Source organism: Nocardioides sp. NPDC101246 (assembly GCF_044767415.1).
In the GTDB taxonomy this organism is placed as follows: Bacteria; Actinomycetota; Actinomycetes; order Propionibacteriales; family Nocardioidaceae; genus Nocardioides.
Window position 1 is genome coordinate 1 of sequence record NZ_JBIWNX010000028.1, and the last position, 25486, is coordinate 25486.

Genomic DNA, 25486 nt, shown 5'->3' on the forward strand with positions numbered 1-25486 from the left:
TGTGGGGGGGGGGGGTGTTGGGGTGGGGGTTGGGGGGGCGGGGGGGGGGGGGGGGGTGTGGGGGGGCGGGGGGGGGGGGGGGGGCCGCCGGGGGGGGGCCCCCCCCCCCCCCCCCGACGCGGTATGGCGGGACAGTCGCGCCGACTCGGCGCTTGAACCTGGGACAGATGCGCCGAGTCGGCGGTCAGGGGCGTCCGAGGGTGGAGGCGCGGGCGATGAGCTCGGGGGTGAAGACGACCTGTTCGTGCTGGTGGTTGGGGTCGCCGACCTCGTCGAGGAGCAGCTCGGCGGCGCGGCGGCCGAGGTCGTGGCGGGGCTGGCGTACGGAGGTCAAGGGCACCGCTGCGGCGGCGGCGAACTCGATGTCGTCGTAGCCGACGATCGCGAGGTCGCCGGGTACGGTGCGGCCGCTGGAGATCGTCTGCTGGAGCAGCCCGAGCGCGAGCAGGTCGTTGGCGCAGAACGCGGCGGTCGGACGGCGCCGGGCGGGCAGCCCGACGAGCCGCTCGCCGGCGGCGCGGCCACAGGCCACGGTCGGGGCCTCGCAGGAGAGCATGACGAGGTCCTCGGGAGGCAGTCCGGCCTCGGCCCAGGCCTGCCGGGCGCCCTCGCCGCGGTCGCGGACCTGTCCGATCGACTCCGGCCCACCGACGTACGCCACCCGCTTGTGGCCGGCGTCGATGAGGTGCTCGACGGCCAGTCGCCCGCCCAGGACGTCGTCGACGGCGACGGAGCAGAACGACGACCCCGCCCGGGTGCGGTCGACGATGACGACGGGGGTGCCCCGCTCGATCAGCTGGTCGAGCTGCGGGTCGTCGGGGTCGACGGGGGTGATCAGGATGCCCTGGACCCGCTGCTGCTGCAGGTGGGCCAGGTGGGCGCCCTCGCGGGCCGAGCGTCCGTCGCTGTTGCACAGGAACAGCGAGAGCCCGGCCGCCTCGGCGGCCAGCTCGATGCCCTGGGCGACGTCGGTGAAGAACGGGTTGCCGGCGTCGAGCATGACGTAGGCCAGCGACTGGGTGCTGCCGGTGCGCAGCGAGCGCGCGGACTCGTTGCGTACGAAGCCGAGGTCGGCCATCGCACGCTCGACCCGCTCGCGTGTTGTTCGGCTGACCCGCTCGGGGCGGTTGAGCACGTTGGACACCGTGCCGAGGGAGACGCCTGCGGTGGCCGCGACATCCTTGACCGAGGCGCTGCGCGGTGAACCCGCAGCTGGGGTGATCGCCACCTGGGCTCCTTCCTGAAACGTTAAATCGCAGCATAGGCCGTGCGCGGCGCTGTGACGAGGAAGGGACGCTACCCGGATTGACCGATGTCGGACATGCTCATTAGCGTCCATGCCTAAATCGTTTCATCGGAGGTCGTCATGGAGCGCGTCTGCTTCCAGCTGCAGGTCAAGCCCGAGCGCATCGAGGAGTACAAGCGGCGCCATGCCGCGGTCTGGCCCGACATGCTCCGGGCGCTCGCGGAGACCGGGTGGCACAACTACTCCCTGTTCCTCCGCCCCGACGGCCTGCTCATCGGCTACGTCGAGACCCCCTCCATCGAGGCTGCTCAGGCGGGTATGGCGGCCACCGAGGTCAATGCTCGGTGGCAGGCGGAGATGGCGGAGTTCTTCGAGGACCTCGACGGCGTCGCGCCCGACGAGGGCTTCCTCCGCCTCGAGGAGGTCTTCCACCTCGAGGACCAGTTCGGTCGCGACTGACCTCTGGTTCGAGTGGGTGCGGGAGCGCTGGCGCGAAAACTGAAACGCAACGAAAGCCTGCCTCCTCTTGACGCAAGTGACGTGCGCCACTAACGTCGGATGCGCGCTTTGAAACCTTTCAACCGCACACAGAGAGGCTCTCCGATGACGACGTTCGACCAGATCTCGGGCGACCTGGCCGCCCTCGAGATCGAGGTCCCCTCGTGGGCCTACGGAAACTCGGGGACCCGGTTCAAGGTCTTCGGCACCCCCGGCACCCCGCGCACCCCCGAGGAGAAGGTCGCCGACGCGGCCACCGTCCACCGCTTCACCGGCCTGGCGCCGAGCGTCGCGCTGCACATCCCCTGGGACAGGGTCGATGACTACGCGGCGCTGCGCGGCTATGCCGAGGACCAGGGGATCGCGCTCGGCACGATCAACTCCAACACCTTCCAGGACGACGACTACAAGTTCGGTGCGCTCACCCACACCGACGCGAAGATCCGGCAGAAGGCGATCGACCACCACTTCGAGTGCATCGAGGTGATGGACGCGACCGGCTCGCGTGACCTGAAGATCTGGCTCGCCGAGGGGTCCAACTACCCGGGCCAGGCCGACATGCGCGGCCGTCAGGACCGGCTCGCCGAGTCGCTCGCGACCATCTACGAGCGCCTCGGCGAGGAGCAGCGCCTGGTGCTGGAGTACAAGTTCTTCGAGCCGGCGTTCTACCACACCGACGTCCCCGACTGGGGCACGTCGTTCGCCCAGGTCAGCGCCCTCGGTGACCGGGCCGTCGTCTGCCTCGACACCGGCCACCACGCTCCCGGCACCAACATCGAGTTCATCGTGATGCAGCTGCTGCGGCTGGGGAAGCTCGGCTCCTTCGACTTCAACAGTCGCTTCTACGCCGACGACGACCTGATCGTCGGCGCGGCCGACCCGTTCCAGCTCTTCCGGATCCTCGTCGAGGTGGTCCGCGGCGGCGGGTTCAAGCCCGTGGCCGAGGGCGGGGTCGCCTTCATGCTCGACCAGTGCCACAACATCGAGAAGAAGATCCCGGGCCAGATCCGGTCCGTGCTCAACGTCCAGGAGATGTCCGCGCGGGCACTCCTCCTCGACACCGACGCTCTCGCCAAGGCGCAGGAGGACGGCGACGTACTCCTGGCCAACGAAATCTTCATGGACGCCTTCTACACCGACGTACGCGCCGACCTCGGCGGGTGGCGTGAGGAGCGCGGCCTGGCCGCGAACCCGATGCGCGCCTACCTCGCCAGCGGCTACCAGGAACAGATCGAAACCGCCCGAGTCGGCGGCACCCAGGCTGGATGGAACTGACAAACCATGACCACTGCAGAAGACCTGATCGCGCGCTCGAACCGTCTCGGCGCGGATCCGAAGAACACCAACTACGCCGGCGGCAACACCTCCGCCAAGGGCACCGCGACCGACCCGGTGACGGGCCAGGACGTCGAGCTGCTCTGGGTGAAGGGCTCCGGCGGTGACCTCGGCACCCTGAAGGAGAGCGGCCTGGCCGTGCTCCGGCTCGACCGGATGCGCGCGCTCGTCGACGTCTACCCGGGCGTGGAGCGCGAGGACGAGATGGTCGCCGCGTTCGACTACTGCCTGCACGGCAAGGGCGGGGCGGCCCCCTCGATCGACACCGCGATGCACGGCCTCGTCGACGCCGAGCACGTCGACCACCTCCACCCCGACTCCGGCATCGCGATCGCGACCGCCGCTGACGGCGAGGCGCTGACCGCGAGCATCTTCGGCGACCAGGTCGTCTGGGTGCCGTGGCGTCGTCCCGGCTTCCAGCTCGGCCTCGACATCGCCGAGATCAAGGCGAAGAACCCGCAGGCGGTCGGCTGCATCCTCGGCGGCCACGGCATCACCGCCTGGGGCGACACCTCCGAGGAGGCCGAGAAGAACTCGCTCTGGATCATCGACACGGCCGCCGCCTACATCGCCGAGCACAGCAAGGCGGAGCCGTTCGGCCCCGCGCTCGACGGCTACGCGCCCCTGGACGAGGCGGAGCGGCGTACGAGGGCTGCTGCTCTGGCTCCCACGATCCGTGGCATCGCCTCGGCGGACCAGCCGATGGTCGGCCACTTCACCGACTCCGAGGTGGTCCTCGACTTCCTGGCCAGCGAGACGCACCCGCGTCTGGCCGAGCTCGGCACCTCCTGCCCCGACCACTTCCTGCGCACCAAGGTCAAGCCGCTGGTCCTCGACCTCCCGGCCTCCGCCTCCGTCGAGGACAGCATCGCCCGCCTCAAGGAGCTCGCGGTCAGCTACCGCGAGGACTACCAGGGCTACTACGACCGGCACGCCGACGCGAACAGCCCCGCGATCCGCGGCAAGGACCCGCTCATCGTCCTGGTCCCCGGTGTCGGCATGTTCTCCTTCGGCAAGAACAAGCAGACCGCCCGGGTGGCGGGGGAGTTCTACGTCAACGCGATCAACGTGATGCGCGGTGCCGAGGGGCTCTCGACGTACGCCCCGATCGACGAGTCGGAGAAGTTCCGGATCGAGTACTGGGCGCTCGAGGAGGCCAAGCTCCAGCGGATGCCCGCCCCCAAGCCGCTCGCGACCAGGGTCGCCCTGGTCACCGGCGCCGCCTCCGGCATCGGCAAGGCCACCGCCCAGCGGCTCGCGGCCGAGGGTGCCTGCGTCGTGATCGCGGACCTCGACCTCGCCAAGGCCCAGGCGGCGGCAGAGGAGATCGGAAACAGCGATGTCGCCGTGGGTCTCGCAGCCGACGTCTCGAACGAGGCCGCCGTACAGGCGATGTTCGACGCCGCGGTGCTCGCCTTCGGCGGTGTCGACCTGATCGTCAACAACGCCGGCCTGTCGCTGTCGAAGTCGCTGCTGGAGACCACCGAGCGCGACTGGGACCTGCAGCACGACGTGATGGCCAAGGGCTCGTTCCTGGTCTCCAAGGCCGCAGCGAAGGTGCTGATCGAGCAGGAGATGGGCGGCGACATCGTCTACATCTCCTCGAAGAACTCGCTCTTCGCCGGGCCGAACAACGTCGCCTACGGCGCCGCCAAGGCCGACCAGGCCCACCAGGTACGCCTGCTGGCCGCCGAGCTCGGTGAGCACGGCGTCAAGGTCAACGGCATCAACCCCGACGGCGTGGTCCAGGGCTCCGGCATCTTCGCCGGCGGCTGGGGCGCCAAGCGCGCGGAGGTCTACGGGGTCAAGGAGGAGGAGCTCGGGAAGTTCTACGCCCAGCGCACCCTGCTCAAGCGCGAGGTGCTCCCGGAGAACATCGCCAACGCCGTCTTCGTGCTCTGCGGCCCCGACCTGACCCACACCACCGGCCTGCACGTCCCCGTCGACGCCGGCGTCGCCGCGGCCTTCTTGCGATGAACCCCGCAGTCAGAGTCGCCGCCGTCGACCTGGGTGCCACCTCCGGCCGGGTGATGTCCGGCCGGATCGGTGGCGACCGGGTCGAGATCAACGAGCTGCACCGCTTCCCCAACGGAGCGGTACGCGTCCGCGGCTCGCTCTTCTGGGACGTGCTCGGCATCCATCGCGAGGTGCTCACCGGCATCCGTGAGGTGGCCGGGACCGGACCGCTGCACGGCATCGGCATCGACTCCTGGGCCATCGACCACGGGCTGCTGGACCACGACGGCCAGCTGCTCGGCCAGGTCTTCAGCCACCGCGACGCCCGCGTCGAGGGGATCGCCGAGAAGGTGGTCGCCCAGATCGGTGCGGCCACGCTCTACGGCACTACCGGCATCCAGCAGCTCCCGTTCAACACGATCTACCAGCTGGTCGCGGCCCGCGGCACCACCGCGTTCGACGCCGCCGAGACGATGCTGCTGCTGCCGGACCTGCTCGGCTACTGGCTCACCGGTGCGATCGGCGCCGAGCGCACCAACGCCTCGACCACCCAGCTCTACGACGTCCGGCAGGGCGTCTGGGCGGTCGACCTGTGCCGGGAGCTCGGGCTTCCCGAAGGGGTCCTCCCGCCCCTTCGGGACCCGGGCTCTCTTCTCGGGCCGCTGCTGCCCGACGTCGCCGAGGACCTGGGTGCCTCGGCCGAGGTGCCCGTGGTGGCAGTGGGCTCCCACGACACCGCCTCGGCGGTCGTCGCGGTCCCCGCGGAGGCCCGCGACTTCGCTTACATCTCCTCGGGCACCTGGTCCCTGGTCGGCCTCGAGCTCGACCGGCCCGTGCTGACCGAGGACGCCCGGCTCGCCGACTTCACCAACGAGGTCGGCGTCGACGGCACCATCCGCTTCCTCAAGAACGTGATGGGCCTGTGGGTCCTGTCCGAGTCGCTGCGCTCGTGGAGCGAGCGTCGCTACCAGGGCGCCGAGCTCCGCTCGCTGCTCGCAGCCGCGGCGGAGCTCGAGCCGCTGCGTACGGTCGTCGACATCAACGACCCGCGACTGCTCTTCCCGAGCACGTCGGCCGACCCGATGCCCGAGCGCATCGCCGCTCTGGCCGCGGAGTCCGACGAGGCGATCCCGCACTCGCCTGCCGCGATCACCCGCTGCATCCTCGACAGCCTCGCTGTCGCCTACCGACGTCACGTCCGCACCGCTGCCGCCCTCGCGGGCACCTCGCCCGAGGTCGTCCACGTCGTCGGCGGCGGCTCCCAGAACGAGCTGCTCTGCCAGCTCACCGCGGACGCCTGCGGCCTTCCGGTTCTCGCCGGTCCGGTCGAGGCGGCCGCTCTCGGGAACGTACTGATCCAAGGCAGGTCCCTCGGGGCCGACCTGCCCGACCTCCCCGCGATGCGGGACCTGGTCCGCCGCTCCTACGACGTACGCCGCTTCGAGCCGCGCGACGGCCTCGACTGGGCCGCCGCTGAGGCCCGCATCTCCTGACCCTGCTCCCCGAAGGCACCCCCATGACCGACTCCTTCTCCACCGCCCGACTCAGCCGCCGCGCCCTCTTCGGCGCCGCGGCCGCCACCCTCGGCACGGCTGCCGTCGCCGGTGCCCTCGGCAGCACCCCCGCGTACGCCGGGTCGCCGGGCACCGCCGGCCTCCCGGACGACCTCACCAAGGCGTTCCGCAAGCCCGGCACCGCCTCGGCGGCGGGCTTCCGCTGGTGGTGGCCCTACGGCCTGGTCGATCCGGCCGAGGTCGCCCGCGAGGTCGACACCGTCGCCGACGCCGGATTCGGTGTGCTCGAGGTCGCGGTGGTCACCCACAGCCTGCGTGCCCGTGGCATCGAGGTCGACGTGGCGAAGTACGGCTGGGGCAGCCCGTCCTGGGTCGCCGGTGTGAAGGCGGCGCTGGCGCGGGGCGCGAAGCGGGACGTACGCATCGACCTGACCGTCGGCCCCTCCTGGCCGGCCGCGGTCTCCACGATCACCCCCGACGACGACGCGGCCTGCAGCGAGCTCGCCTACGGGCGGGTCGACGTCGCCGCCGGACAGACCTTCGACGACGTGCTCCCCGCTCCGCAGGGGGAGTCCCACGGTGACCGGGTCGAGCTGGTCACCGTCCAGGCGCACCGGATCACGGCCAGCACCTCCTCGATCACCACCATCGACCCCGACTCCTACCTCGACCTCTCCGCCCAGGTGAGCCAGAACCGGCTGACCTGGACCGCGCCGGCCGACCCGGCCGGCTCCTGGGTCGTCCTCGCCACCTGGCGCCGGGGGAGCGGGCAGGAGCCCGAGGCCGGCCCGCACACCTCGCCGCGCTCCTACGTCGTCGACCACTTCAGCGAGGCCGGCACCCGGGCCGTCGTCGACCTGTGGCAGGACACGATCCTCGACAAGCAGATGCGCAGCCTGCTGAAGGCCGCGGGCGGCTACCTCTTCGAGGACTCCCTCGAGATCGAGTCGGACGCCACGATCTGGACGCCGAAGCTGCTCGAGGAGTTCCGCACCCGGGCCGGCTACGACCTCGAGCCGTTCCTCCCGGTGGTGCTCGAGGTCGACGAGGCCTACCGCTTCGCCCTCGGCACACCCGGCGCTCCCGCGACGACCGACTCGCTGCGTACGAACCAGGTGCGCGACGACTTCAACCAGGTCCTCTCCGACCTCTACCGCGACCACCACCTGCTGCCGATGCAGCGGTTCGCGCGCTCGCTCGGGATGGGCCTGCGGATCCAGGCGTACGGCCTGGAGACCGACGCCACCGAGCACTCCGCGCTGCTCGACATCGCCGAGACCGAGTCGCTGGGCTTCAAGAACCTCGACGACTACCGGGTCATGGCCGGCGGCCGCGACATCGCCGGCAAGCAGGTGCTCTCCTGCGAGGCGATCTGCTACAACGGCGCCGCCTACAACACGACCTGGGGTGCCAACAGCACCAGCCCCACGGCGCAGAACCAGGCGCTGTTCACGATCAACAGCATCTTCGCGGCGGGCGTCAACCACGCGATGATCCACGGCTTCCCCTACGCCGCCGCCCCGGACGTCACCTGGCCCGGCTTCGCCGCGTTCTCGCCCTACTACAACGGCGCGATCGGCTACGGCGAGGCGTGGGGACCCCGGACGCCGCAGTGGGAGCACATCCCCGGGATCGCGCGCTACCTCGCCCGCACCCAGTTGGTCCTGCGGACCGGTCGCCCGACGTACGACATCGTCTTCCTGCGCCAGAAGGCCGGCGCCTCCACCGGCATCGGCCCGTTCTGGGTGACCAACGACGGCACCAAGCTCGGCTGGTCGCACTCGTTCATCACCTCGGCGCTGCTCACCCGCGACGACGTCCGGTTCAGGGACGGGCGGCTGGCGCCCGACGGTCCGGCCTACAAGGTGCTGGTCATCGGCCCCGACAAGATCCGCAGCCGTGAGGTCACCATCGACCTGGCGGCCGCCCGCAAGGCGCTCGCCCTGGGACGCGCGGGTCTGCCGATCATCCTGGTCAACGACGCCGGCAAGGACTGGGGCCGCGACGCCACCCCGATCGGCCGCACCGACGAGGCCGCCGTCACCGAGGTCCGCGACCTGATGACGAAGATCGCCGCGCTGCCGACGACCCGCAGCGTCTTGGAGGCCGGCGTCGGTGGCGCGCTCGCCGAGCTCGGTGTCGTACGCGACGTCGAGCACGCCGACTCCACGGTGATGCACGTGCGCCGCGTCACCGGCAAGGTCGACCTCTACTACCTCGCCAACGCCCGGCACGCCGAGAACCGGCGGCTCAACCCGGTGCAGCAGGACGTCTGGCTCACCGCCACCGACCGCTCCGCGGTGCCGTGGCTGCTGGACGCCTGGACCGGTGAGGTCACCCGGATCGCCGCCTACGAGCGTTCCGGGAACCGGGTCCGCGTCAGCGTCGATCTGGTTCCGGGCCAGTCCACCGTGGTCGCTCTCGCGGCCCCGGGCAAGGGCGCGGCCCGCTCTGTTCTCCCCGTCGCCACCGCTGGCCAGGCCGTGGTGGCGCGGGGCGCCAACGTCGCGTTGCGTACGACGACCGCCGGCACCTTCGAGCTCACCAAGGCCGACGGGCGGACCGTGAAGGTCGTCGTCGACCGGGTCCGCGAGCCGGTGACGCCGCAGACCTGGGCGCTCGCCCTCGAGGACTGGAAGCCGGCGAACCCGGCCGACCCCAAGGACCTCGCCACGACGAAGGAGGTCGTGACCAGCGACCTCACGGCGCCACAGTCCTGGTCGAAGGTCGCCGGCCTCGAGGACGTCTCCGGCATCGGCCGCTACCGCACGAGCCTCGACCTCGGCACCGACTGGACCCCGGAGGACGGCGCCTACCTGGAGCTCGGCGAGGTCAACGACACCTTCCGGGTCCGCGTCAACGGTGAGCTGCTGGCGCCGTGCGACCCGATGGATCCGGTCGTCGACCTGGGCCATGCCCTGGTCCCCGGCTCCAACCGGATCGAGATCGAGGTGGCCTCGACGCTGCTCAACCGGCTGCGTACCGTCACCCCGTCGGTCTACGGCGTGGCGACCAGGCAGAGCTACGGGCTCGCCGGGCCGGTGCGGCTGGTGCCCTACGTCGAGAAGGTCGTCGCCGGATGAGCCCGGCGTCCCGCACCCACCCGCCGGTCAGCCTCACGCTGAGACAGGAGTGAACCGTGGCAGCCTCGGGCGGCGTACGACCATCTGCTCCCACCGACCTTCCCAAGGACGAGGTGGAGGTGCTGGCGTTGTTCGCGCGGGGCTACACGATCGAGCGGATCGCGCGTGCGCTGGGTGTCTCCGAGCGCACCGTGCGGCGCCGTCTCCGGGCGGCCGCGGATGCGCTGGGAGCGGGGACGAGTGTGGAGGCCGTCGTGCGGGCCGTACGCACCGGACTCATCTGAACTGATGTGATGGACACCAAGACACAGACGAAGGAGGCCGCCGGATGCGAGTCGCGCTGATGGTCACGTGCATCAACGATGCGCTCTACCCGAGCACAGGTCAGGCCGTCGTACGCCTGCTGCGCAGGCTGGGCGTCGAGGTCGACTTCCCGCAGGCGCAGACGTGCTGCGGACAGCCGATGGTCAACACCGGCTACCTGGACGAGGCGGTCCCGGTGGTGCGTACGTTCGTGGACGCCTTCGCCGGCTACGACGCCGTCGTGACGCCGTCCGGGTCGTGCGCCGGTTCGGCACGGCACCAGCACTCGATCGTGGCCCGCCGCTCCGGCGACGAGGCCCTGGAGCGGGCCGTCGCGGAGGTCGCCCCGAAGATCTACGAGCTCTCCGAGTTCCTCGTCGACGTGCTCGGGGTGACCGACGTGGGCGCCTACTACCCGCACCGGGTGACCTACCACCCGACCTGCCACTCGCTGCGGATGCTGGGGGTGGGGGACCGGCCGCGCCGGCTGCTCGAGTCGGTCCGGGGGATCCGGCTCGTCGACCTGCCCGGTGCCGACCAGTGCTGCGGCTTCGGCGGCACCTTCGCGGTCAAGAACGCCGACACCTCGGTTGCGATGGGCGCCGACAAGGCCCGCCACATCCGAGAGACCGGCGCCGAGATCGTGGTCGCCGGCGACAACTCGTGCCTGACCCACATCGGCGGCGTGCTCTCCCGGCAGCGTTCGGGCGTACGCACCGTCCATCTCGCCGAGATCCTCGCCTCGACCGAGGGGGCGCTGCGATGACTGGCACATTCGTCGGCATGCCGGCCTTCCCGACGGCCGCGCGCGAGGCCCTCGCCGACTCCCAGCTGCGCCACAACCTGGCCCACGCGACCGGCACCATCCGCGCCAAGCGGGCCAAGGTCGTCGCCGAGGTCCCCGACTGGGAGGAGCTGCGCCTGACCGGTGCCGCGGTCAAGGAGCGCGCCCTGCGCGACCTCGACACCCAGCTCGTACGCCTCGAGGAGACCCTCACCGCCAACGGCGCGACCGTCCACTGGGCCCGTGATGCCGCCGAGGCCAACGCGATCGTCGCGGGCATCGCGAAGGCGCATGCCGCGGAGGAGGTCGTGAAGGTCAAGTCGATGGTGACCCAGGAGATCGGGCTCAACGAGGCGCTCGCCGAGGAGGGCATCGCGGCCTGGGAGACCGACCTGGCCGAGCTCATCGTGCAGCTCGGCGACGACCTGCCATCGCACATCCTCGTCCCGGCGATCCATCGCAACCGGGCCGAGATCCGGGACATCTTCCGGACCAAGATGGCGGCCGCGGGCCGCCCGGCGCCCGACGACCTGACCGACGAGCCGGCGGTGCTGGCCGCTGCCGCCCGCGAGCATCTGCGCGAGAAGTTCCTGCGCGCCAAGGTCGGGGTCTCAGGCGCCAACTTCGCGGTCGCCGAGACCGGCACCCTCGTGGTGGTCGAGTCCGAGGGCAACGGCCGGATGTGCCTGACCCTGCCCGAGGTGCTGATCTCGGTGGTCGGCATCGAGAAGGTCGTCTCCCGCTGGGACGACCTCGACCCGATGCTCAGGCTCCTGCCGCGCTCCTCGACAGGCGAGCGGATGAACCCCTACACCTCGGTGTGGTCCGGCGTCACCCCCGGCGACGGCCCCCAAGAAGTCCACGTCGTGCTGCTCGACAACGGCCGCACCCGCGCGCTGGCCGACGAGGTCGGCCGGCAGGCGCTGCGCTGCATCCGCTGCTCGGCCTGCCTCAACGTCTGCCCGGTCTACGAGCGCACCGGCGGTCATGCGTACGGCTCGGTCTACCCGGGCCCGATCGGCGCCATCCTCAACCCCCTGTTGAAGGGGGTCGGGCACGACGACCAGACCGATTCGCTGCCCTACGCGTCCTCGCTGTGCGGCGCCTGCTTCGAGGTCTGTCCGGTACGCATCGACATCCCCTCCGTCCTGGTCGACCAGCGCGCCCAGGTGGTCGACGCCCATCGGGGTGGTGTACCGAAGCCGGAGGCCGTGGCGATGAAGGGTGCGGCGTACGTCCTAGGGCGCTCGCGCCGCCTCTCCGCCGTCGAGCGCCTCACCGGTGTGGGGATGCGTTTCGCGCGTCGGTTCGGGCCGAAGGCCTGGCTCGGCGCGCGTGACCTGCCCGAGGCGCCGGGGGAGAGCTTCCGGGCCTGGTGGGACCGCACCGACGGTGGAAAGAACGAGAGCTGAGGATGGCCATGACCGACGCACGCACCGAGATCCTCGCCCGCGTCCGCGCGGCGCTGGCCGACGTCGAGCCGGGGACGAGACCGGAGAGCGCCCCGGTCCCACGGGAGGTCACCAGCGACATCGTCGACCTCTTCGCCGAACGTGTCGCCGACTACCGTGCCGTGGTCGAGCGCTGCTCGCCCGGCGACCTGGCGGACCGGATCGCCGCCGCCCTCCCCGCCGGCCAGGTGGTCGTCCCACCCGGCCTCTCGATCCAGGTCGCCGACGCGATCGTCGACGACGGCACCCTCACCGCGGCCGAGCTGGACCGGATCGCGGCGGTCGTCACCGAGGCCCGGGTCGGCATCGCCGAGACCGGCACGATCGTCCTCGACCACGCCCCCGACCAGGGCCGCCGGGCGATCTCCCTGGTCCCCGACACCCACATCTGCGTGGTCCGTGAGGACCAGGTGGTCCCCGACGTCCCCGAGGCGATCGCCCTCCTCGACCCGGCCCGCCCGCAGACCTGGATCAGCGGCCCCTCGGCCACCAGCGACATCGAGCTGGACCGCGTCGAAGGCGTCCACGGCCCCCGCACACTCCACGTCCTGGTGGTTGCCGCCAATCCGTGACCGGATCCGGCCACAGCCCTTCCCGCCTGTGTGACGGCCGTCATAGTCTCCGGGTAGTAGTGAAACGTATCAATCACGCTCCGGAGGACCCCCATGCAGCTCCGCCTGGCCGCGATCGTCACCAGTGCCCTCGTCGTCACCAGCCTCTCGGCAACGATCTCCCCCTCGGGAGCAGCGCCGGGCAACACCGCACCTGACCGGCCGGTCGGCCTGACGGTCGACGACATCAGCCGACCGCTCAACACCGACCTGACGCCGCGGTTCGGCTGGCTGCCCCAGGACAGCGACGCCAACGAGGTGCAGAGCGCCTACAAGGTCGAGGTACGCGACGCCGGCGGTGAGATCGTCTGGAACTCCGGCAAGGTCACCTCCGCGCAGCAGTCCTACATCGACTACGCCGGCGAGACCCTCGAGCCAGGCAGCCGCTACACCTGGCGGGTCATGACCTGGGACCGCCGCAAGCACCCCTCGCGCTGGTCGGCGAAGGCTGCCTTCGAGACCGGTCTCGGCGACACCGACTGGGCCGGGGCGAGCTGGATCAGGAGGCCACCGGGCACCGCGGACAACCCCGCCCAGGAGCGCGACGAGTGGACCCTGGCCCGCACCGAGGTCGAGATCCCGGACGGCAGGATCGTCAGCGCCCGCAGCTACCTGGCCGCCAGCCACACCGCCGAGCTCTACCTCGGCGGCGAGCAGGCCGACCGGATGAGCAACTTCGGCTACCCGAGCGAGGGCTACTACCAGGCCGCGGACGTCACCGACCTGGTCACTCCCGGCGAGACTCTCGCGCTCGGCGTCAAGCTGCACTGGTTCAGCGGAGGCCAGGGCCGCGCCGCGGGCATCCCCGGCGTACTCCTGAAGCTCGAGCTCACCTACGCCGACGGTGAGACGACCACGATCGTCACCGACGGCTCCTGGAAGGTCCGCCGCGGCCCGTACGTCACCGTCGGCACCCGCAACGGCGAGGGCCTGTGGATCGAGCACCTCGACGGTCAGGTGGCCCAACAGATCGGCGACTGGACCGCGCCCGGCTACGACGACTCCCAGTGGTCCGGAGCGGTGGTCGTCGGCGCGCACCCGGTGGCGCCGTTCACCCACCTGGAGGGCCAGCAGACCCGGCTCGAGGAGACCGTCGTCCACCCCGAGCGCATCCTCCGAGCCGCAGACGGCACCCCGGTCGCGGACTTCGGCACGATCATCCCGGCTCGGCCTGGCGTGCACTTCGAGGACGGCGTCGCCGGGCGACAGGTCCCGATCCGGGCCGGCTACGAGCTCGCCGACACCGGCCGGGTCTCGACCACGGGACTCTCGACGCAGAGCACCAACATGTCCTTCCCCTACACCCAGGCCGCCGGCGAGCAGGACTACCTGGCGGTCGGCCACCTGGGCTTCCGCTACCTCGAGGTCCCGGGCGCCGGTGAGGAGATCACGACCGAGGACGTGACCGCGACCGTCGTCCACACCGCCTACGACGAGGACGGCGCCGCCACCTTCGACAGCTCCGACGAGACCCTCGACGACGTCTGGGACCTGATGGACCGCTCGCTGCGCTACTCCGTCCAGGAGACCTTCGTCGACACCCCGACGCGCGAGCAGGGCCAGTTCCTGCACGACACCGCCAACATCTCGATCGGCCTGATGTCCTCCCAGCGTGAGCGGGTCGCCTCCCGGCAGGCGATCCGGGAGTTCCTGCTCAGCCAGGAGCGCTACTGGACCACCGGCAACGACGCCGGCCGCTACAACGCGGTCTACCCCAACGGCGACGGCAAGCGCGACATCCCCGACTTCACCGAGGTCGTCCCCGACTGGATCTGGCGCTACTACCTCGAGACCGGCGACAAGGCCGTCCTCGAGGACGCCTACGACAACCTCACCGCAACCGCCGGCTACATCCGCCGCCACATCGCCACCAGCGGCCCGACACAGGGGCTGGTCACCAACCTGTCCGGCGGCTCCGGCCAGTACCTGTACGGCATCGTCGACTGGCCCGCCCACGGCCGCTTCGGCTACGACATGACCACCGCCGCCAGGACCACGGTCAACGCGCTCGGCGTCGACGTGCTCCGCAAGGTCGCGCTGATCGGCGAGGAGCTCGACCGCCCGGCCGAGGAGGTCGCCGCACTCAACTCCGACGCCGACGCCCTCGCCGCCCGGATGAACCAGACGCTGCGCAAGGCCGACGGGACCTACGTCGACGGCCTGCTCGCCGACGGCACCCAGTCGGCCCACGCCGGCCAGCACGCGACCTCGTACGCCATCGCCTTCGGCGTCGCACCGGCGCAGGACGTCCCCGCGCTCGGTGAGCAGATCGCCGCCCAGGGGATGAAGCAGGGCCCGATGACCGCCCACGTGCTGCTCGAGGCCCTCGCCGACGCCGATGCCGGCGCAGGCGTCCTGAACCTGCTGACCAACGAGGACGACTACGGCTGGGCCGGCTGGCTCGCCGACGGCGGCACCTTCACTCCCGAGGCCTGGGAGCTGAGCGGCTCGGCCAACAGCGCCTCCCACGGCTGGGGCTCGCGCGGCATCGTCGACATCACCGAGTCGGTGCTCGGCATCCGCACGACCGCCCCGGGCGCCGCCGAGGTCGAGCTGAGCGTTCCAACCACCGGCCTCACCCACGCCCAGGGCTCCGTGGCCACCCAGCGCGGCCGCGTCGCCTCCGCCTGGACCCGCACCGGCAACGGCGTCACTCTCCGCGCCACGATCCCGGTCAACGTCACCGCCGTCGTACGCCTCCCCGCGGGCCACTACCTGGCCACCGGCCCCGGCAGGACCGCACCGGAGCGCCTCGGCACCGAGAACGGCATCACCTCCTACCGGATCGGCTCCGGTGCCTGGACCTTCAAGAAAGGGGCATGAACAGGCGCCGCGACTCCGCTAACCTGCGGCAGTGCGCCGAATCGCAGTGCTCGCCGCGGGTCTCCTGATCGGGACGGCCCTGGCCGCCTGTGGGACGACCGAGCCGCGCGAGACGGCCTGGCCCGACGGGCTGACCGCCTACCTCGATCAGACCCGGCTCCAGCGCAACACCGGTGAGGCGTTCGTACGCCTCGTCAACGACACCGGATCCTCGATCGAGGTCTCGCGCCTCGAGGTGGACAGCGACCGGTTCCGGGCCCGATGGACGGGCTCGGAACCGGTCGACCCGGAGATGGACTTCGACTTCGACATGCCGCGCGGAAAGTGCGGCGAGGGCGGGGACGCCGACGTGACCATCACCTGGCGCGAGACCGGCGAGGAGGCGGGGGAGTGGCGCACCAGCACCGGCCCCGCCGAGGACAGGTACGCCAACGTCGACCGTCTCCTCGACCGCGACTGCGCCGAGCGCACCCTGACCGAGGCGGCCGAGATCACGGTCGGGGATCCCCGGGTCGAGGGAGCGGGCAAGGGCAGCAGCGTGTTCGTCCTCCCGGTCACCTTCACCCCGACCGAGAAGGCCCCCGAGGTCACCTTCGACGGCTGGGAGGGCACCGTCCTCTTCCAGCTCGCCGCCGAGACACCCACCTGGCCGCGGACCGCCCCGCACCCGATGACGGGCGACCCGATCACGCTGGAGCTGCGCGTCCTGCCCGCCCGGTGCGACCCGCACGCCCTGGCCGACGACAAGGTCGGCAGCCTCTTCCGGGTCCATGTCGGCGGCCCCGAGGTCCCGGACGGCGCCAGCTACTTCCTCCCGCTCAGCAAGGCCCAGAAGGCCGCCCTCTACGACTTCCTTCCCGGCTACTGCGGCTGGGAGTGAGGCTCGCTCAGCCGAAGAGCGGCCCGAGCGCGGCCCTGGCGAGCAGGAACCCGACGATGCCCACGGCCCACGCCGTCGCGCTCGCGGCGTGCTTGACCAGCCAGCCGTCGAGGAGGGCCAGCGGTCGCGCCACCACAGGAGCGGCGAATACGCGCGCGGCGGTGAGCAGGAGCGCCGGAGCGATCATCACGGCGCAGTAGCCGATCACCCACAGCCCCGACACCGGCCAGTCCGGACCCTGGGTCCCGATCACCCCGATCGCGGCGAGATAGGGGAGCATCGAGGCGGCCTCGACCAGCCCGGCGAGCACCGCCAGCGCGGCGAGCGCCGAGGCCGAGCCCGACTCCGAGGCGACCGCCCGCTCGCGCCAGCGGAGCAGGCGGTGCGGCGGCTCAGGAGCATCGGCCCGTTCCTTCCCCGGTCCGGGCGGGTCGAGCCTGAAGCTCCACGCGAACAGCCCGACGCCGAGGATCAGCTGCCCCCACAGCAGCGGACGCGAGTCGCGCAGCCCGCTGAGCGCGTCGGCCACGGCCGAGCCGCCCAGCAGGATCGCGATGCCGAGCAGTGCGTAGAACCCGGCGAGCGCGCCCAGGTAGACCAGGATCCGTCCGGGCCGCACCCGGCCGGGGGCCATCAGCAACCACACCGGGATCAGCAGTGTGCCGAAGCTGGTCGAGTCGATCAGTGCCAGCACCGCCAGTGCGACGTACGTCGCGGTGCCGCCCAGATCGCCGGTGAGCGGGCCGAGGTCGATGTCCATGCCCCGAGGCTCGCGTGCGCCCGGCCCGGTTCGCGTCGGCCGAACCGGTGATCCTTCGGCGCGGGGATACATCCTTCGGATGACCCCGAGGAGGCGGCGTACGTGCTGAGATGGTGCCGTGGACCGCCCGACCCTGCTGCAGCAGCTGCCCGCGGCGCTTCTCGGCGGTGGCACGAGCCTGCGCGCCGCGGACCGTCGTCTGGCCTGGCTCGACGCCGTGGTCGTCCTCGCCGCCGGCCTCGCGCTCCACGCCCTGGGGCAGGTCGGGGGCATACGCGGCCTGCACCCGTTCGGCATCGACCTGGACGGCGTGCCGATCTGGTGGCACCTCGTCCCGCTCGCCCTCGCGGCCGGTGCGCTCGTGCTCAAGCGGCGCCGGCCGCTCGCGGTGCAGACCGTCGTCGCCCTCTGCTTCGGCGCCGACCTGCTGATCGGGGGCAGCATCGCGATGGTGGTGGTGCTCTGGGACGCGCTCTTCGCCGGCCAGCTGCACGGATCGCGGATGGCACGGCGCATCACCACCGTCGCCGTCGCGGTGGCCATCGCAGCCGCGGTCGTCGCCTCCGCCGCGGCCACCTCGGACCCCCGCACCCCGATCGTGCTCGCGCTCACGCTCTTCGCGCTCGTGGTCACCCCGATGTGGTGGGGCAACAACGTACGTCAGGGCAGCGAGCTCGCCGACGCCGCCGACGACAGGGCCCGGCTCGAGCGGGAACGCAGCGCAGCGCTGCTGCGCCTGGCCGACGCCGAACGGCACGACGCGGTCCGCGCCGAGCGCTCCGCGGTGGCCCGGGACCTGCACGACGTCGTCGCCTCCCACCTGTCCGCCATCGCGCTGACCTCAGGTGCGGCGCTGGCCGGTCAGCACGACGCGGAACGAGACCGGGCGGCGCTGCGGTTGGTACGGGCCGAGAGCCTGGCCTCGCTCGACGACATGCGCGCGATGATCCGCGTCCTGCGCTCCGACGGCGACTCCGGTGACGCCGAGGGCCTCACCGCCGCCTCCCGTGCCGCCAACCTCGGCCCCGTCCTGGAGCAGACGCGACTGGCCGGTCTGCCGCTGCGGGTCGACGACCCCGGTGGGCTTCTGGACGGTGCCGACCTCGCGCTGCCGGTCGCGGTCGACCACGCCGTCTACCGGATCGTCCGCGAGTCCCTGACCAACGTGCTCAAGCACGGCGGCGGCACCACTCATCTGCGCCTGATCCCCGCCGACACCCTCGAGATCGAGGTGACCGATGCCGGCGCCGCGAAGGAGCCTGCGGCCGAGGCCGGCACCGGAACTGGACTGGTGTCGATGCGCGAACGAGCCGAGGCTGTCGGTGGAACCTTCGAGGCCGGCCCCGACGGCACCGGCTGGCGGGTCCGAGCGATCCTGCCGCTGCCGGGAGCGAGCGCATGATCCGGGTCCTGCTCGCCGACGACCATGCCGCCATCCGTGCCGGCCTGCGCATGCTGCTCGCCACCGCCGGCGACATCGAGGTGGTGGGGGAGGCTGCCGACGGTGCGACCGCGGTCGCCAACGCGCGGGCCCTGCGCCCCGACGTCGTGCTGATGGACGTACGCATGCCCGGCACCGACGGCGTGACCGCGACCCGCCAGGTCGTCGACGAGGGGCTCGCCGACGTACTCGTGCTCACCACCTTCGACCTGGACGAGTACGTCTTCGGTGCCCTCCGCGCAGGCGCGGCCGGGTTCCTGCTCAAGTCGGCGGAGGCCTCCGACCTGGTCGACGCGGTCCGGCACGTCGCCGCGGGGGACGGCGTGGTAGCCCCGGAGGTGACCCGCCGGGTGCTCGCCGAGCTGGCCGGCGCCCCTGACCGTTCCGGCCCGGCGGCGACGACCGGCTCATCGCTTCCCGCCGATCTCACCCCTCGGGAGACGGACGTGCTCGCCGCCCTGGGACAGGGCCTGTCCAACGCCGAGATCGCCCGGCGGCTGGTGATCTCCGAGGCGACCACGAAGACCCACGTCTCCCGCGTCCTGGCGAAGCTCGGGGTCGCCTCACGGGTCCAGGCGGCCATCGTGTCCCGCGAGGCAGGCATCGTCTGAAGGCGCTCCCGCACCCAGAGTTCACCGGTTCGTGACCTTCGGAGCCCCCATCCGGACGAGTCAGGTAGCAGAATTACCAACCGTCCGTAACGCACACACTGGAGGATTCATGTCCGGGAAGAACCGCTCCGTGCTCACGATGCTCAAGCTGCTCCTCGCAGCTCTCGTCGCCACCACCGGCCTGCTCGGCGGGAGCGTCGCGCTCGCCCCCGCCGCCCAGGCCGACTGGATCGAGAGCTGCACCCACAAGGGCTGTGCCGAGGCCCTCGACTCCAACGACGTCTGGGCCTCGCTGGACTACCCGACCAACCGTGGCTGGCACGACTGGCCGCCCACCGGCACCTGCAACTTCTCCGGTGGCACCTACAACAACTACGAGGGCGAGCTGCCTTCGGGCCACTCCTACCTCGAGTTCGACGTGACCCCGCGTGAATGCGGTGCGCAGCGCCAGTCCTACCGGCTCGTGGTGGACACCACAACGGGGGACGTCTACTTCACCCCCGACCACTACAGCACCTTCTACTTCCTGGTCTGAGCCTTTCGAAAACGGGCCTCTGACCTGGGCAGACACGGCATCGCCGGCCCAGGTCGGAGGCCCGTTCGTACGCTGATGACCTGCTGAGACCTCGCTGAGCCCCGGCTGAGACGTCGAAAACACGGGTCCGAGGATCGCGAAGCGGCTGGGCGCCCGCCGTACTCTAGGGACGTTTGTGACCGCGGGAGGGGACATCGTGAGCTGGCAGGGCAATCCGCCATACATACCTACGCCGACGCCGAAGAAGAAGCGAGGAAGGAAGGTCCTGAAGGCCTTCTTCATCGTGGTTCTGGTGTGCGCGCTGCTCGGTTCCCTGGGTGTGATCGTGGCCTACAACGCCATCCCGATCCCCAGCGCCAACGCCGCCTACGAGAAGGAGACCTCCTTCGTCTACTACCGCGGCGGCAAGGACGAGCTCGGGCGTTACATCGCCGACTCGCAGGACCGCGACTCGCTGCCCTATGACGAGATCCCGCAGCTGATGAAGGACGCCGCGGTCGCCGCGGAGGACCGTACCTTCTGGACCAACAGCGGCATCGACCTCAAGGGCATCGCCCGCGCGCTGGTGAACAACAACACCGGCGGCGCCCAGTCCGGTGCCTCGACGATCACCCAGCAGTACGTCAAGAACCTCTACCTCACCCAGGAGCGCACCTACACCCGCAAGGTGAAGGAAGCGGTCATCTCGCTGAAGATCAGCCGGCAGAAGTCCAAGGAGGACATCCTGGCCGGCTACCTCAACACCATCTACTTCGGCCGTGGTGCCTACGGCGTCGAGGCCGCGTCGAACGCCTACTTCGACAAGCCGGCCGCGGAGCTCACCCTCCGGGAGGCCGCCGCCCTGGCCGCGATCCTCAACGACCCCAACGACCTCGACCCGAGCAACGGCGAGGAGGCGGTCGCCGAGCTCGACGGCCGCTACCGCTACGTCATCAACTCGATGGTCAAGATGGAGATGGTCGACGCCGCCGAGGGGGAGAAGGCCAAGCAGTCGCTGCCGAAGTTCAAGAAGCCGCGCTCCGACAGTCGCTACGGCGGCCAGAAGGGTCACGCGCTCAAGCTGGTCCGCGACGAGCTCCTCAAGCTCAAGGACGAGCAGGGCAACCCGCTGGTCACCGAGGACGAGATCAACGGCGGCGGGCTCCGCATCACCACCACGCTGACCAAGAAGACGATGAAAACCGCGGAGGACGCGGTCAACGACGTACGTCCCGATGACAAGAAGGCCTATATCGAGGGCGACGTCTCCGACGAGCTGCACGTCGGAGCGGCGACGGTCGACGTCAAGACCGGCGCCCTGCGGGGCTTCTACGGTGGCCAGGACTACCTGGAGTCCCAGATCAACTGGGCCGCGAGCAGCGCCACGATGGCCGGATCGACGATGAAGCCGTTCACGATGGCGGCGGCCCTGAAGGCGGGCTACTCGCTCAAGGACAGCTGGAACGGGAACTCGCCGATGGAGTTCCCCGGCGGTGTGAACGTACGCAACTCCGGTCAGAGCGCCGCCGACCCGAACGGCCACAGCTACGGCTCCAACGTCAGCGGCCTTCAGGCGATGGAAGACTCGATCAACACCGCCTTCGTCGAGATGTCCGACTCGCTGCCCAACGGCAGCAAGGACGTCTACGACATGGCCGTACGCTCCGGCATCCCGCGCGGAGATCGCAGCGACGCCGCCTACCCGGGCATCCCGATGAAGTCGGGTGGGGACATGCAGCCCGAGAACTTCCTGCTCACGCTGGGCAACTCGACCGTCAGCCCGATCAACATGGCCAACTCCTACGCCACGATCGCCAACGGCGGAGTGCACAACGACGTCTACGTCGTCTCCAAGGTGGTCGACGCCGACGGCACCGTCCTCTACGAGCACGACGACACCGCGGGCAGCAAGCGGGCGATGGACGAGGACGTCGCCGCCGACACCTCCTACTCGCTCCAGCAGGTCGTCTCCAGCGGCACCGGCCAGGCGGCCAGTGCGGTGGTCCAGCCGGCCGCGGGCAAGACCGGCACCGCGACCAACGACAAGGACGAGGTCTCCTCGGCCTGGTTCGTCGGCTACACCCCGCAGCTCTCCACCGCCGTGGCCTACAGCCGCGGGCAGGGCAGCGGCGCTCTCGACGGCTGGCTCGACACCTTCTTCGGCGCCGACTACCCGGCCGACACCTGGGTCGAGATCATGGGAGAGCTGACCGACGAGCTCGACTACGAGGAGTTCCCGCCGCCGGCCTGGCTCGACGGGGACGCCCCGGAGTCCGGCCACGCACCCTACGTCCCGCCGAGCCCGGACCCCGAGCCGACCGAGGAGCCGAAGCCGTCGAACACCCCGCCGCCGTCCCAGACGCCGACGCCGACCCCCACCCCGACGCCCACTCCGACCCCGACGCCGACCCCGACGCCGACCAAGACGCCCGGTCCTCCGGACCCCGACCCCAACGACCCCTCGACCGAGCCCGGGCCGCTCTGAGGCGGCTGATGCACGGTGCTGCTCGAGATCCGTGGCCACAACCTCCCAGGCCGGACCTGGCATCTGGACGACGGCCCCTGCCATAACGTCCATGTCGGCATCCAGCGGGGAAAGCACCCGGTCGAGCTGGTGCCCGGCGACAGCGAGAGTGCGGTCTGGAAGGCCGAGATCGAGCTCCTCGACGTCGACGCGGGTCTCGACTTCCGCGGCGATGCGGTCCAGGGCCGACGCGGAGCCAGGTTCGTCTATCTGACCTGGGGTGAGGTGGGCGACGACGGGTTCACGATGTTTCGTCGCGCCAAACTGATGCTCGACGATCTCGCCCCGATGGTGGCGTCCGGCCGGACCGGGCAGCACGTCATCGCCACCGTCGACCTCACCGACGAGCGTGGCGGCCCGCGATGCGCACGACTGGCCGCTCCGGCCCTCCAGCTCCGAACCAGATGATGTGTCAACGCTTGCTGGGGGACCTCATTTCCCGCGACCTTGCCCGACACGGTTAGATAGTGCCCGTGTCAGTGATCGCCCCCGTCGACGTCCACGATGACACCGCTCTGAAGGCTTGGTACGCCGTGGAGGCGGCATCGATGGCGTTCGACCGACCCTACGCGTCACATCGCACCTTCGAGGCGCTCGCCAATTCCGTGCGCACCCCGCACGACCACGGCCGCCGCGTCCTCCTCGCCGCGAAGGAGCAGGGCGAGACGATCGGCATCGCCGAGCTCGACCTCCCGGAGGAGGAGCGGAGCCACGTCGTCGAGCTGGGCATCCACGTCCTCCCCGTGCACCGCTGGCGCGGGGTCGGCACCGAGCTGTGGCGGGCCGCCGATGACGTACGCCGCACCAGCGGCCGCACCCTGACGACCGCCGAGGTGACCATCCCCCCGAAGTCGTCCCTGGCCTTCGCGCGGGCGCTCGGCTTCAAGTCCGTACGCCGCGAGGACCACCTCGCCGCCGACCTCCCGCTGCCGCACAAGCCCTTCAAGGTGCTCGGCTACGAGCTCCTGATGTGGGAGGACCGCACCCCCGAGGAGCTGCTCGCCCAGTTCGTCGGCCTGCGCAACCAGATGGGCAAGGAGATGCCGGGCAAGACCGAGCAGGACATGGTCGCCCACACCGCCGACCGGATCCGCTCGGCCGAGAAGAGCACCGCCCGCTCCTACGACCGCATCACCGCCGCCGCCCGCGAGATCCTCACCGGCGAGCTCGTCGGCTACTCGGTCATCTTCCTGGCCCACGGCAGCGACGAGGCCATCCAGGACGACACCTTCGTCAAGTCCGCCCACCGCGGCCACAAGCTGGGCCTCGCCCTCAAGGTCGCCACCCTCGCCGCGGTCCAACGCGACCACCCCGAGCGCACGAGCATCCACACCTGGACCGACCCGTCCAACGACGTGATGCAGCGCATCAACAGGCAGTTCGGCTTCCGCAAGATCGAGCTCATGCACGAGGTCCAGCGCACCGATCGTTGGTAGGCCGTGCGGGGCTCGAACCCGCGACCCAAGGATTATGAGTCCTCTTATCGCGCCGTCCTGAGCTGCGCGTTCGCTGCGAAACGTGCCTTCGGCGACGCCAATCGTACGTATGGCGCGCGTCGCCTCAGGATGCTCACTACTCCGGACTTGGAGCTACGCAGACGGTGGTCGGCGGCTGAGTCGAACGATGACGATGGCGACGACGACGTAGATAGCCAAAGCCACGGTGCTGACTTTTGTCGGCCCCTCGTTAAGGCCGCCGACCGTGTACGAGACCAGGATCGAGCACGCAACGACAAGCCCGACGCTCAGTTCGGCGAACCACGTCAGCAGCGAGTGGCGCCGCAGCATCTCGATCAGAGATCGGCCGAGGTGCCACTGGCGAAATCGCCAACCATCGATGTGAGAGCTCAAGTTCTCCACCCACTGGATAACGGCCGTGCGCGTATTCCGAACCCAGCCCCAACTCCGAATCAAGTCGAGCAGACGCTCCGGGACGATCGCACCGAGCAGGGTCACGACGGAGGCTGGCATCAGCCAACCCGAGGCCCAAGGCTTGAGCGAGTCAGAACCAAGCTGGTCGCTGGACTCCCACGCTCCAAGGAGGAGGTAGGCAGCACCGATGAACAAGGTAAGCCCGACGGCTCGCATGCTAGCGAAGTAGGCTGGCCTGCCCATATCTGCATCCGCGATCAGAAGGTGAATGGCCATGATGAGAAGGAATGCCGATACCGACAGTGTCGGTGCCGCGGAAGCGTTCCCTAGGGGAGCAGCATCACGATTGTCGGTACCAGCAACAACCGCATAAGTGAGCGAGGAGATCGCGAGGCTCATGAATGCCGCGAACAACATCGCGATCGTGTGGGGTGCCACTGCCATCGTTGTCTGGCCGGGTTGTGCGCGGCGCTTCTCCAGGCTGAAAGTGACGATCAGCATGAGGGCGGCGAACGCGAACCCTGCTAGAACACCAGCCAACGTCGAGTAGAACCCAGCGACTGTGGCGTCGTTGATCATGCTTTGACTTGGATCATCCACGCAGTTGACGAGTTCATCAAACACGAGCCCTCACGGTAGGTCCTCGCCAGGAGAGCCTTCCGTGGGCGACCTGTTCAGATACCCAAAGTGAAGTACCGCCCCGATGGCCAGGCTGCGGCAAAGTCGTAGTAAGCCGCGACCCTCGAGGTGGCTGAATTTACGCCTTGATGTTTCGTGCGCGAGTCGAGGCAGGGACGACATGTGTATGCCGCCGATGAATCTCCGACGGTAGCGAATGCCCCCGCCAGGACGGGCGAGGGCATTCGCGTCGTAGGCCGTGCGGGACTTGAACCCGCGACTGGAGAATTATGAGTTCCCTGCTCTAACCAACTGAGCTAACGGCCCGGGCAGATCCTAGCGGCACGACGCGGAGACTACGCACGCACTACGCGGCTTCGTCGTCATCGGCGAGCGCCTGCTCGATCCACATGCGCGCCGCCTCCTCCTGGCCGTCGACGGCGTGGGCGTTGACCGTCAGGAGGATCGACACGCTGTGGCCGGCCCACTTCGCAACGAGGGGCGGTGGGGTGCCCGCCGCGAGCCAGGTCGAGACGGCAGCATGTCGAAGGTCGTATGCCCGGCGCGCCAGCGGCGATTTCTGCTCGCCCTCGTTGAACGCTTCGGCTCGCGCGTTCTTCATCACCCGGCCGACAGCGCAGAGCGGAACAGGCCGTGAGAGCG

General features: G+C 70.3%; 21 protein-coding genes and 1 tRNA gene. 17 read left to right on the forward strand and 5 right to left on the reverse strand.

Annotated features, from left to right (window positions below; translation table 11 throughout):
- Positions 1-184 precede the first annotated feature (184 nt).
- Complete coding sequence (locus ACIRON_RS30370) at positions 185-1228, reverse strand: LacI family DNA-binding transcriptional regulator (RefSeq protein WP_402999001.1); 1044 nt, start codon at positions 1226-1228, stop codon at positions 185-187.
- Positions 1229-1366: 138 nt separating this feature from the next.
- Here ACIRON_RS30370 and ACIRON_RS30375 point away from each other — a divergent pair, with 138 nt between their 5' ends.
- The 11 genes from ACIRON_RS30375 (at position 1367) to ACIRON_RS30425 (ending at position 16484) form a co-directional block, all read left to right on the forward strand.
- On the forward strand, positions 1367-1705 hold the full coding sequence (locus tag ACIRON_RS30375; RefSeq protein WP_402999004.1) for an L-rhamnose mutarotase: 339 nt from the start codon (positions 1367-1369) through the stop codon (positions 1703-1705).
- 144 nt (positions 1706-1849) lie between these two features.
- Positions 1850-3019 (forward strand): L-rhamnose isomerase, encoded by a 1170-nt coding sequence (rhaI, locus tag ACIRON_RS30380; RefSeq protein WP_402999007.1) that lies wholly within the window; start codon positions 1850-1852, stop codon positions 3017-3019.
- 6 nt (positions 3020-3025) lie between these two features.
- Positions 3026-5056 carry a bifunctional aldolase/short-chain dehydrogenase gene (locus tag ACIRON_RS30385; protein WP_402999010.1) on the forward strand — a complete coding sequence of 677 codons (2031 nt, stop codon included), beginning with the start codon at positions 3026-3028 and terminating at the stop codon, positions 5054-5056.
- Positions 5053-6528, forward strand: a complete 1476-nt coding sequence (locus ACIRON_RS30390) for a rhamnulokinase family protein (RefSeq protein WP_402999013.1) — start codon at positions 5053-5055, stop codon at positions 6526-6528. Before ACIRON_RS30385 ends, ACIRON_RS30390 begins: the two co-directional genes overlap by 4 nt.
- 23 nt (positions 6529-6551) lie before the next feature.
- Positions 6552-9632 carry a glycosyl hydrolase gene (locus tag ACIRON_RS30395; protein WP_402999016.1) on the forward strand — a complete coding sequence of 1027 codons (3081 nt, stop codon included), beginning with the start codon at positions 6552-6554 and terminating at the stop codon, positions 9630-9632.
- Between the two features lie 56 nt (positions 9633-9688).
- On the forward strand, positions 9689-9916 hold the full coding sequence (locus ACIRON_RS30400) for a helix-turn-helix domain-containing protein (protein WP_091048755.1): 228 nt from the start codon (positions 9689-9691) through the stop codon (positions 9914-9916).
- 44 nt (positions 9917-9960) lie between these two features.
- Positions 9961-10701, forward strand: a complete 741-nt coding sequence (locus tag ACIRON_RS30405; RefSeq protein ID WP_402999020.1) for a (Fe-S)-binding protein — start codon at positions 9961-9963, stop codon at positions 10699-10701.
- Positions 10698-12131 (forward strand): lactate utilization protein B, encoded by a 1434-nt coding sequence (locus ACIRON_RS30410; protein WP_402999023.1) that lies wholly within the window; start codon positions 10698-10700, stop codon positions 12129-12131. Before ACIRON_RS30405 ends, ACIRON_RS30410 begins: the two co-directional genes overlap by 4 nt.
- A gap of 8 nt (positions 12132-12139) precedes the next feature.
- Positions 12140-12742 (forward strand): lactate utilization protein C, encoded by a 603-nt coding sequence (locus tag ACIRON_RS30415; protein WP_402999026.1) that lies wholly within the window; start codon positions 12140-12142, stop codon positions 12740-12742.
- 93 nt (positions 12743-12835) lie between these two features.
- A complete protein-coding gene (locus ACIRON_RS30420) occupies positions 12836-15604 on the forward strand; it encodes a family 78 glycoside hydrolase catalytic domain (protein WP_402999029.1) in 2769 nt (922 codons plus the stop codon).
- 31 nt (positions 15605-15635) lie between these two features.
- Positions 15636-16484 (forward strand): hypothetical protein, encoded by an 849-nt coding sequence (locus ACIRON_RS30425; RefSeq protein ID WP_402999032.1) that lies wholly within the window; start codon positions 15636-15638, stop codon positions 16482-16484.
- A 7-nt stretch (positions 16485-16491) separates the two neighbouring features.
- Here the strand turns inward: ACIRON_RS30425 and ACIRON_RS30430 are convergent, their stop codons facing one another.
- Positions 16492-17244 (reverse strand): GAP family protein, encoded by a 753-nt coding sequence (locus ACIRON_RS30430; RefSeq protein WP_402999035.1) that lies wholly within the window; start codon positions 17242-17244, stop codon positions 16492-16494.
- 118 nt (positions 17245-17362) lie between these two features.
- Here ACIRON_RS30430 and ACIRON_RS30435 point away from each other — a divergent pair, with 118 nt between their 5' ends.
- From ACIRON_RS30435 to ACIRON_RS30460, 6 genes are all read left to right on the forward strand, one after another.
- Entirely contained in the window at positions 17363-18646 is a 1284-nt protein-coding gene (locus tag ACIRON_RS30435; protein ID WP_402999038.1) for a sensor histidine kinase, read from the forward strand.
- Complete coding sequence (locus ACIRON_RS30440; protein WP_402999041.1) at positions 18643-19296, forward strand: response regulator; 654 nt, start codon at positions 18643-18645, stop codon at positions 19294-19296. Before ACIRON_RS30435 ends, ACIRON_RS30440 begins: the two co-directional genes overlap by 4 nt.
- Positions 19297-19405: 109 nt before the next feature.
- Positions 19406-19831 carry a ribonuclease domain-containing protein gene (locus tag ACIRON_RS30445; RefSeq protein WP_402999044.1) on the forward strand — a complete coding sequence of 142 codons (426 nt, stop codon included), beginning with the start codon at positions 19406-19408 and terminating at the stop codon, positions 19829-19831.
- Positions 19832-20027: 196 nt separating this feature from the next.
- A complete protein-coding gene (locus tag ACIRON_RS30450) occupies positions 20028-22295 on the forward strand; it encodes a transglycosylase domain-containing protein (protein ID WP_402999047.1) in 2268 nt (755 codons plus the stop codon).
- A 15-nt stretch (positions 22296-22310) separates the two neighbouring features.
- Positions 22311-22742, forward strand: a complete 432-nt coding sequence (locus ACIRON_RS30455) for a DUF5990 family protein (RefSeq protein ID WP_402999050.1) — start codon at positions 22311-22313, stop codon at positions 22740-22742.
- A gap of 65 nt (positions 22743-22807) precedes the next feature.
- Positions 22808-23770, forward strand: coding sequence for a GNAT family N-acetyltransferase (locus ACIRON_RS30460; RefSeq protein WP_091048786.1), 963 nt, complete (start codon positions 22808-22810; stop codon positions 23768-23770).
- 153 nt (positions 23771-23923) lie between these two features.
- Here ACIRON_RS30460 and ACIRON_RS30465 read toward each other — a convergent pair whose 3' ends face one another.
- From ACIRON_RS30465 to ACIRON_RS30475, 3 genes are all read right to left on the reverse strand, one after another.
- The gene (locus ACIRON_RS30465; RefSeq protein WP_402999054.1) at positions 23924-24829 is read right to left on the reverse strand and encodes a hypothetical protein; all 906 of its coding nucleotides are present in this window, start codon (positions 24827-24829) and stop codon (positions 23924-23926) included.
- 247 nt (positions 24830-25076) lie between these two features.
- Positions 25077-25150, reverse strand: a tRNA-Ile gene (locus ACIRON_RS30470).
- A gap of 40 nt (positions 25151-25190) precedes the next feature.
- Complete coding sequence (locus tag ACIRON_RS30475) at positions 25191-25448, reverse strand: hypothetical protein (protein WP_402999056.1); 258 nt, start codon at positions 25446-25448, stop codon at positions 25191-25193.
- Positions 25449-25486: the final 38 nt, after the last annotated feature.

What these genes read in the sequence shown, in the direction of transcription:
- ACIRON_RS30405 (WP_402999020.1), top strand. Translation starts at nt 9,961, where the DNA reads ATGCGAGTCGCGCTGATGGTCACGTGCATCAACGATGCGCTCTACCCG.
- ACIRON_RS30445 (WP_402999044.1), top strand. Translation starts at nt 19,406, where the DNA reads ATGTCCGGGAAGAACCGCTCCGTGCTCACGATGCTCAAGCTGCTCCTC.
- ACIRON_RS30430 (WP_402999035.1), bottom strand. Translation starts at nt 17,244, where the DNA reads ATGGACATCGACCTCGGCCCGCTCACCGGCGATCTGGGCGGCACCGCG.
- ACIRON_RS30375 (WP_402999004.1), top strand. Translation starts at nt 1,367, where the DNA reads ATGGAGCGCGTCTGCTTCCAGCTGCAGGTCAAGCCCGAGCGCATCGAG.
- ACIRON_RS30440 (WP_402999041.1), top strand. Translation starts at nt 18,643, where the DNA reads ATGATCCGGGTCCTGCTCGCCGACGACCATGCCGCCATCCGTGCCGGC.
- ACIRON_RS30395 (WP_402999016.1), top strand. Translation starts at nt 6,552, where the DNA reads ATGACCGACTCCTTCTCCACCGCCCGACTCAGCCGCCGCGCCCTCTTC.
- ACIRON_RS30385 (WP_402999010.1), top strand. Translation starts at nt 3,026, where the DNA reads ATGACCACTGCAGAAGACCTGATCGCGCGCTCGAACCGTCTCGGCGCG.
- rhaI (WP_402999007.1), top strand. Translation starts at nt 1,850, where the DNA reads ATGACGACGTTCGACCAGATCTCGGGCGACCTGGCCGCCCTCGAGATC.
- ACIRON_RS30420 (WP_402999029.1), top strand. Translation starts at nt 12,836, where the DNA reads ATGCAGCTCCGCCTGGCCGCGATCGTCACCAGTGCCCTCGTCGTCACC.
- ACIRON_RS30390 (WP_402999013.1), top strand. Translation starts at nt 5,053, where the DNA reads ATGAACCCCGCAGTCAGAGTCGCCGCCGTCGACCTGGGTGCCACCTCC.
- ACIRON_RS30410 (WP_402999023.1), top strand. Translation starts at nt 10,698, where the DNA reads ATGACTGGCACATTCGTCGGCATGCCGGCCTTCCCGACGGCCGCGCGC.
- ACIRON_RS30415 (WP_402999026.1), top strand. Translation starts at nt 12,140, where the DNA reads ATGACCGACGCACGCACCGAGATCCTCGCCCGCGTCCGCGCGGCGCTG.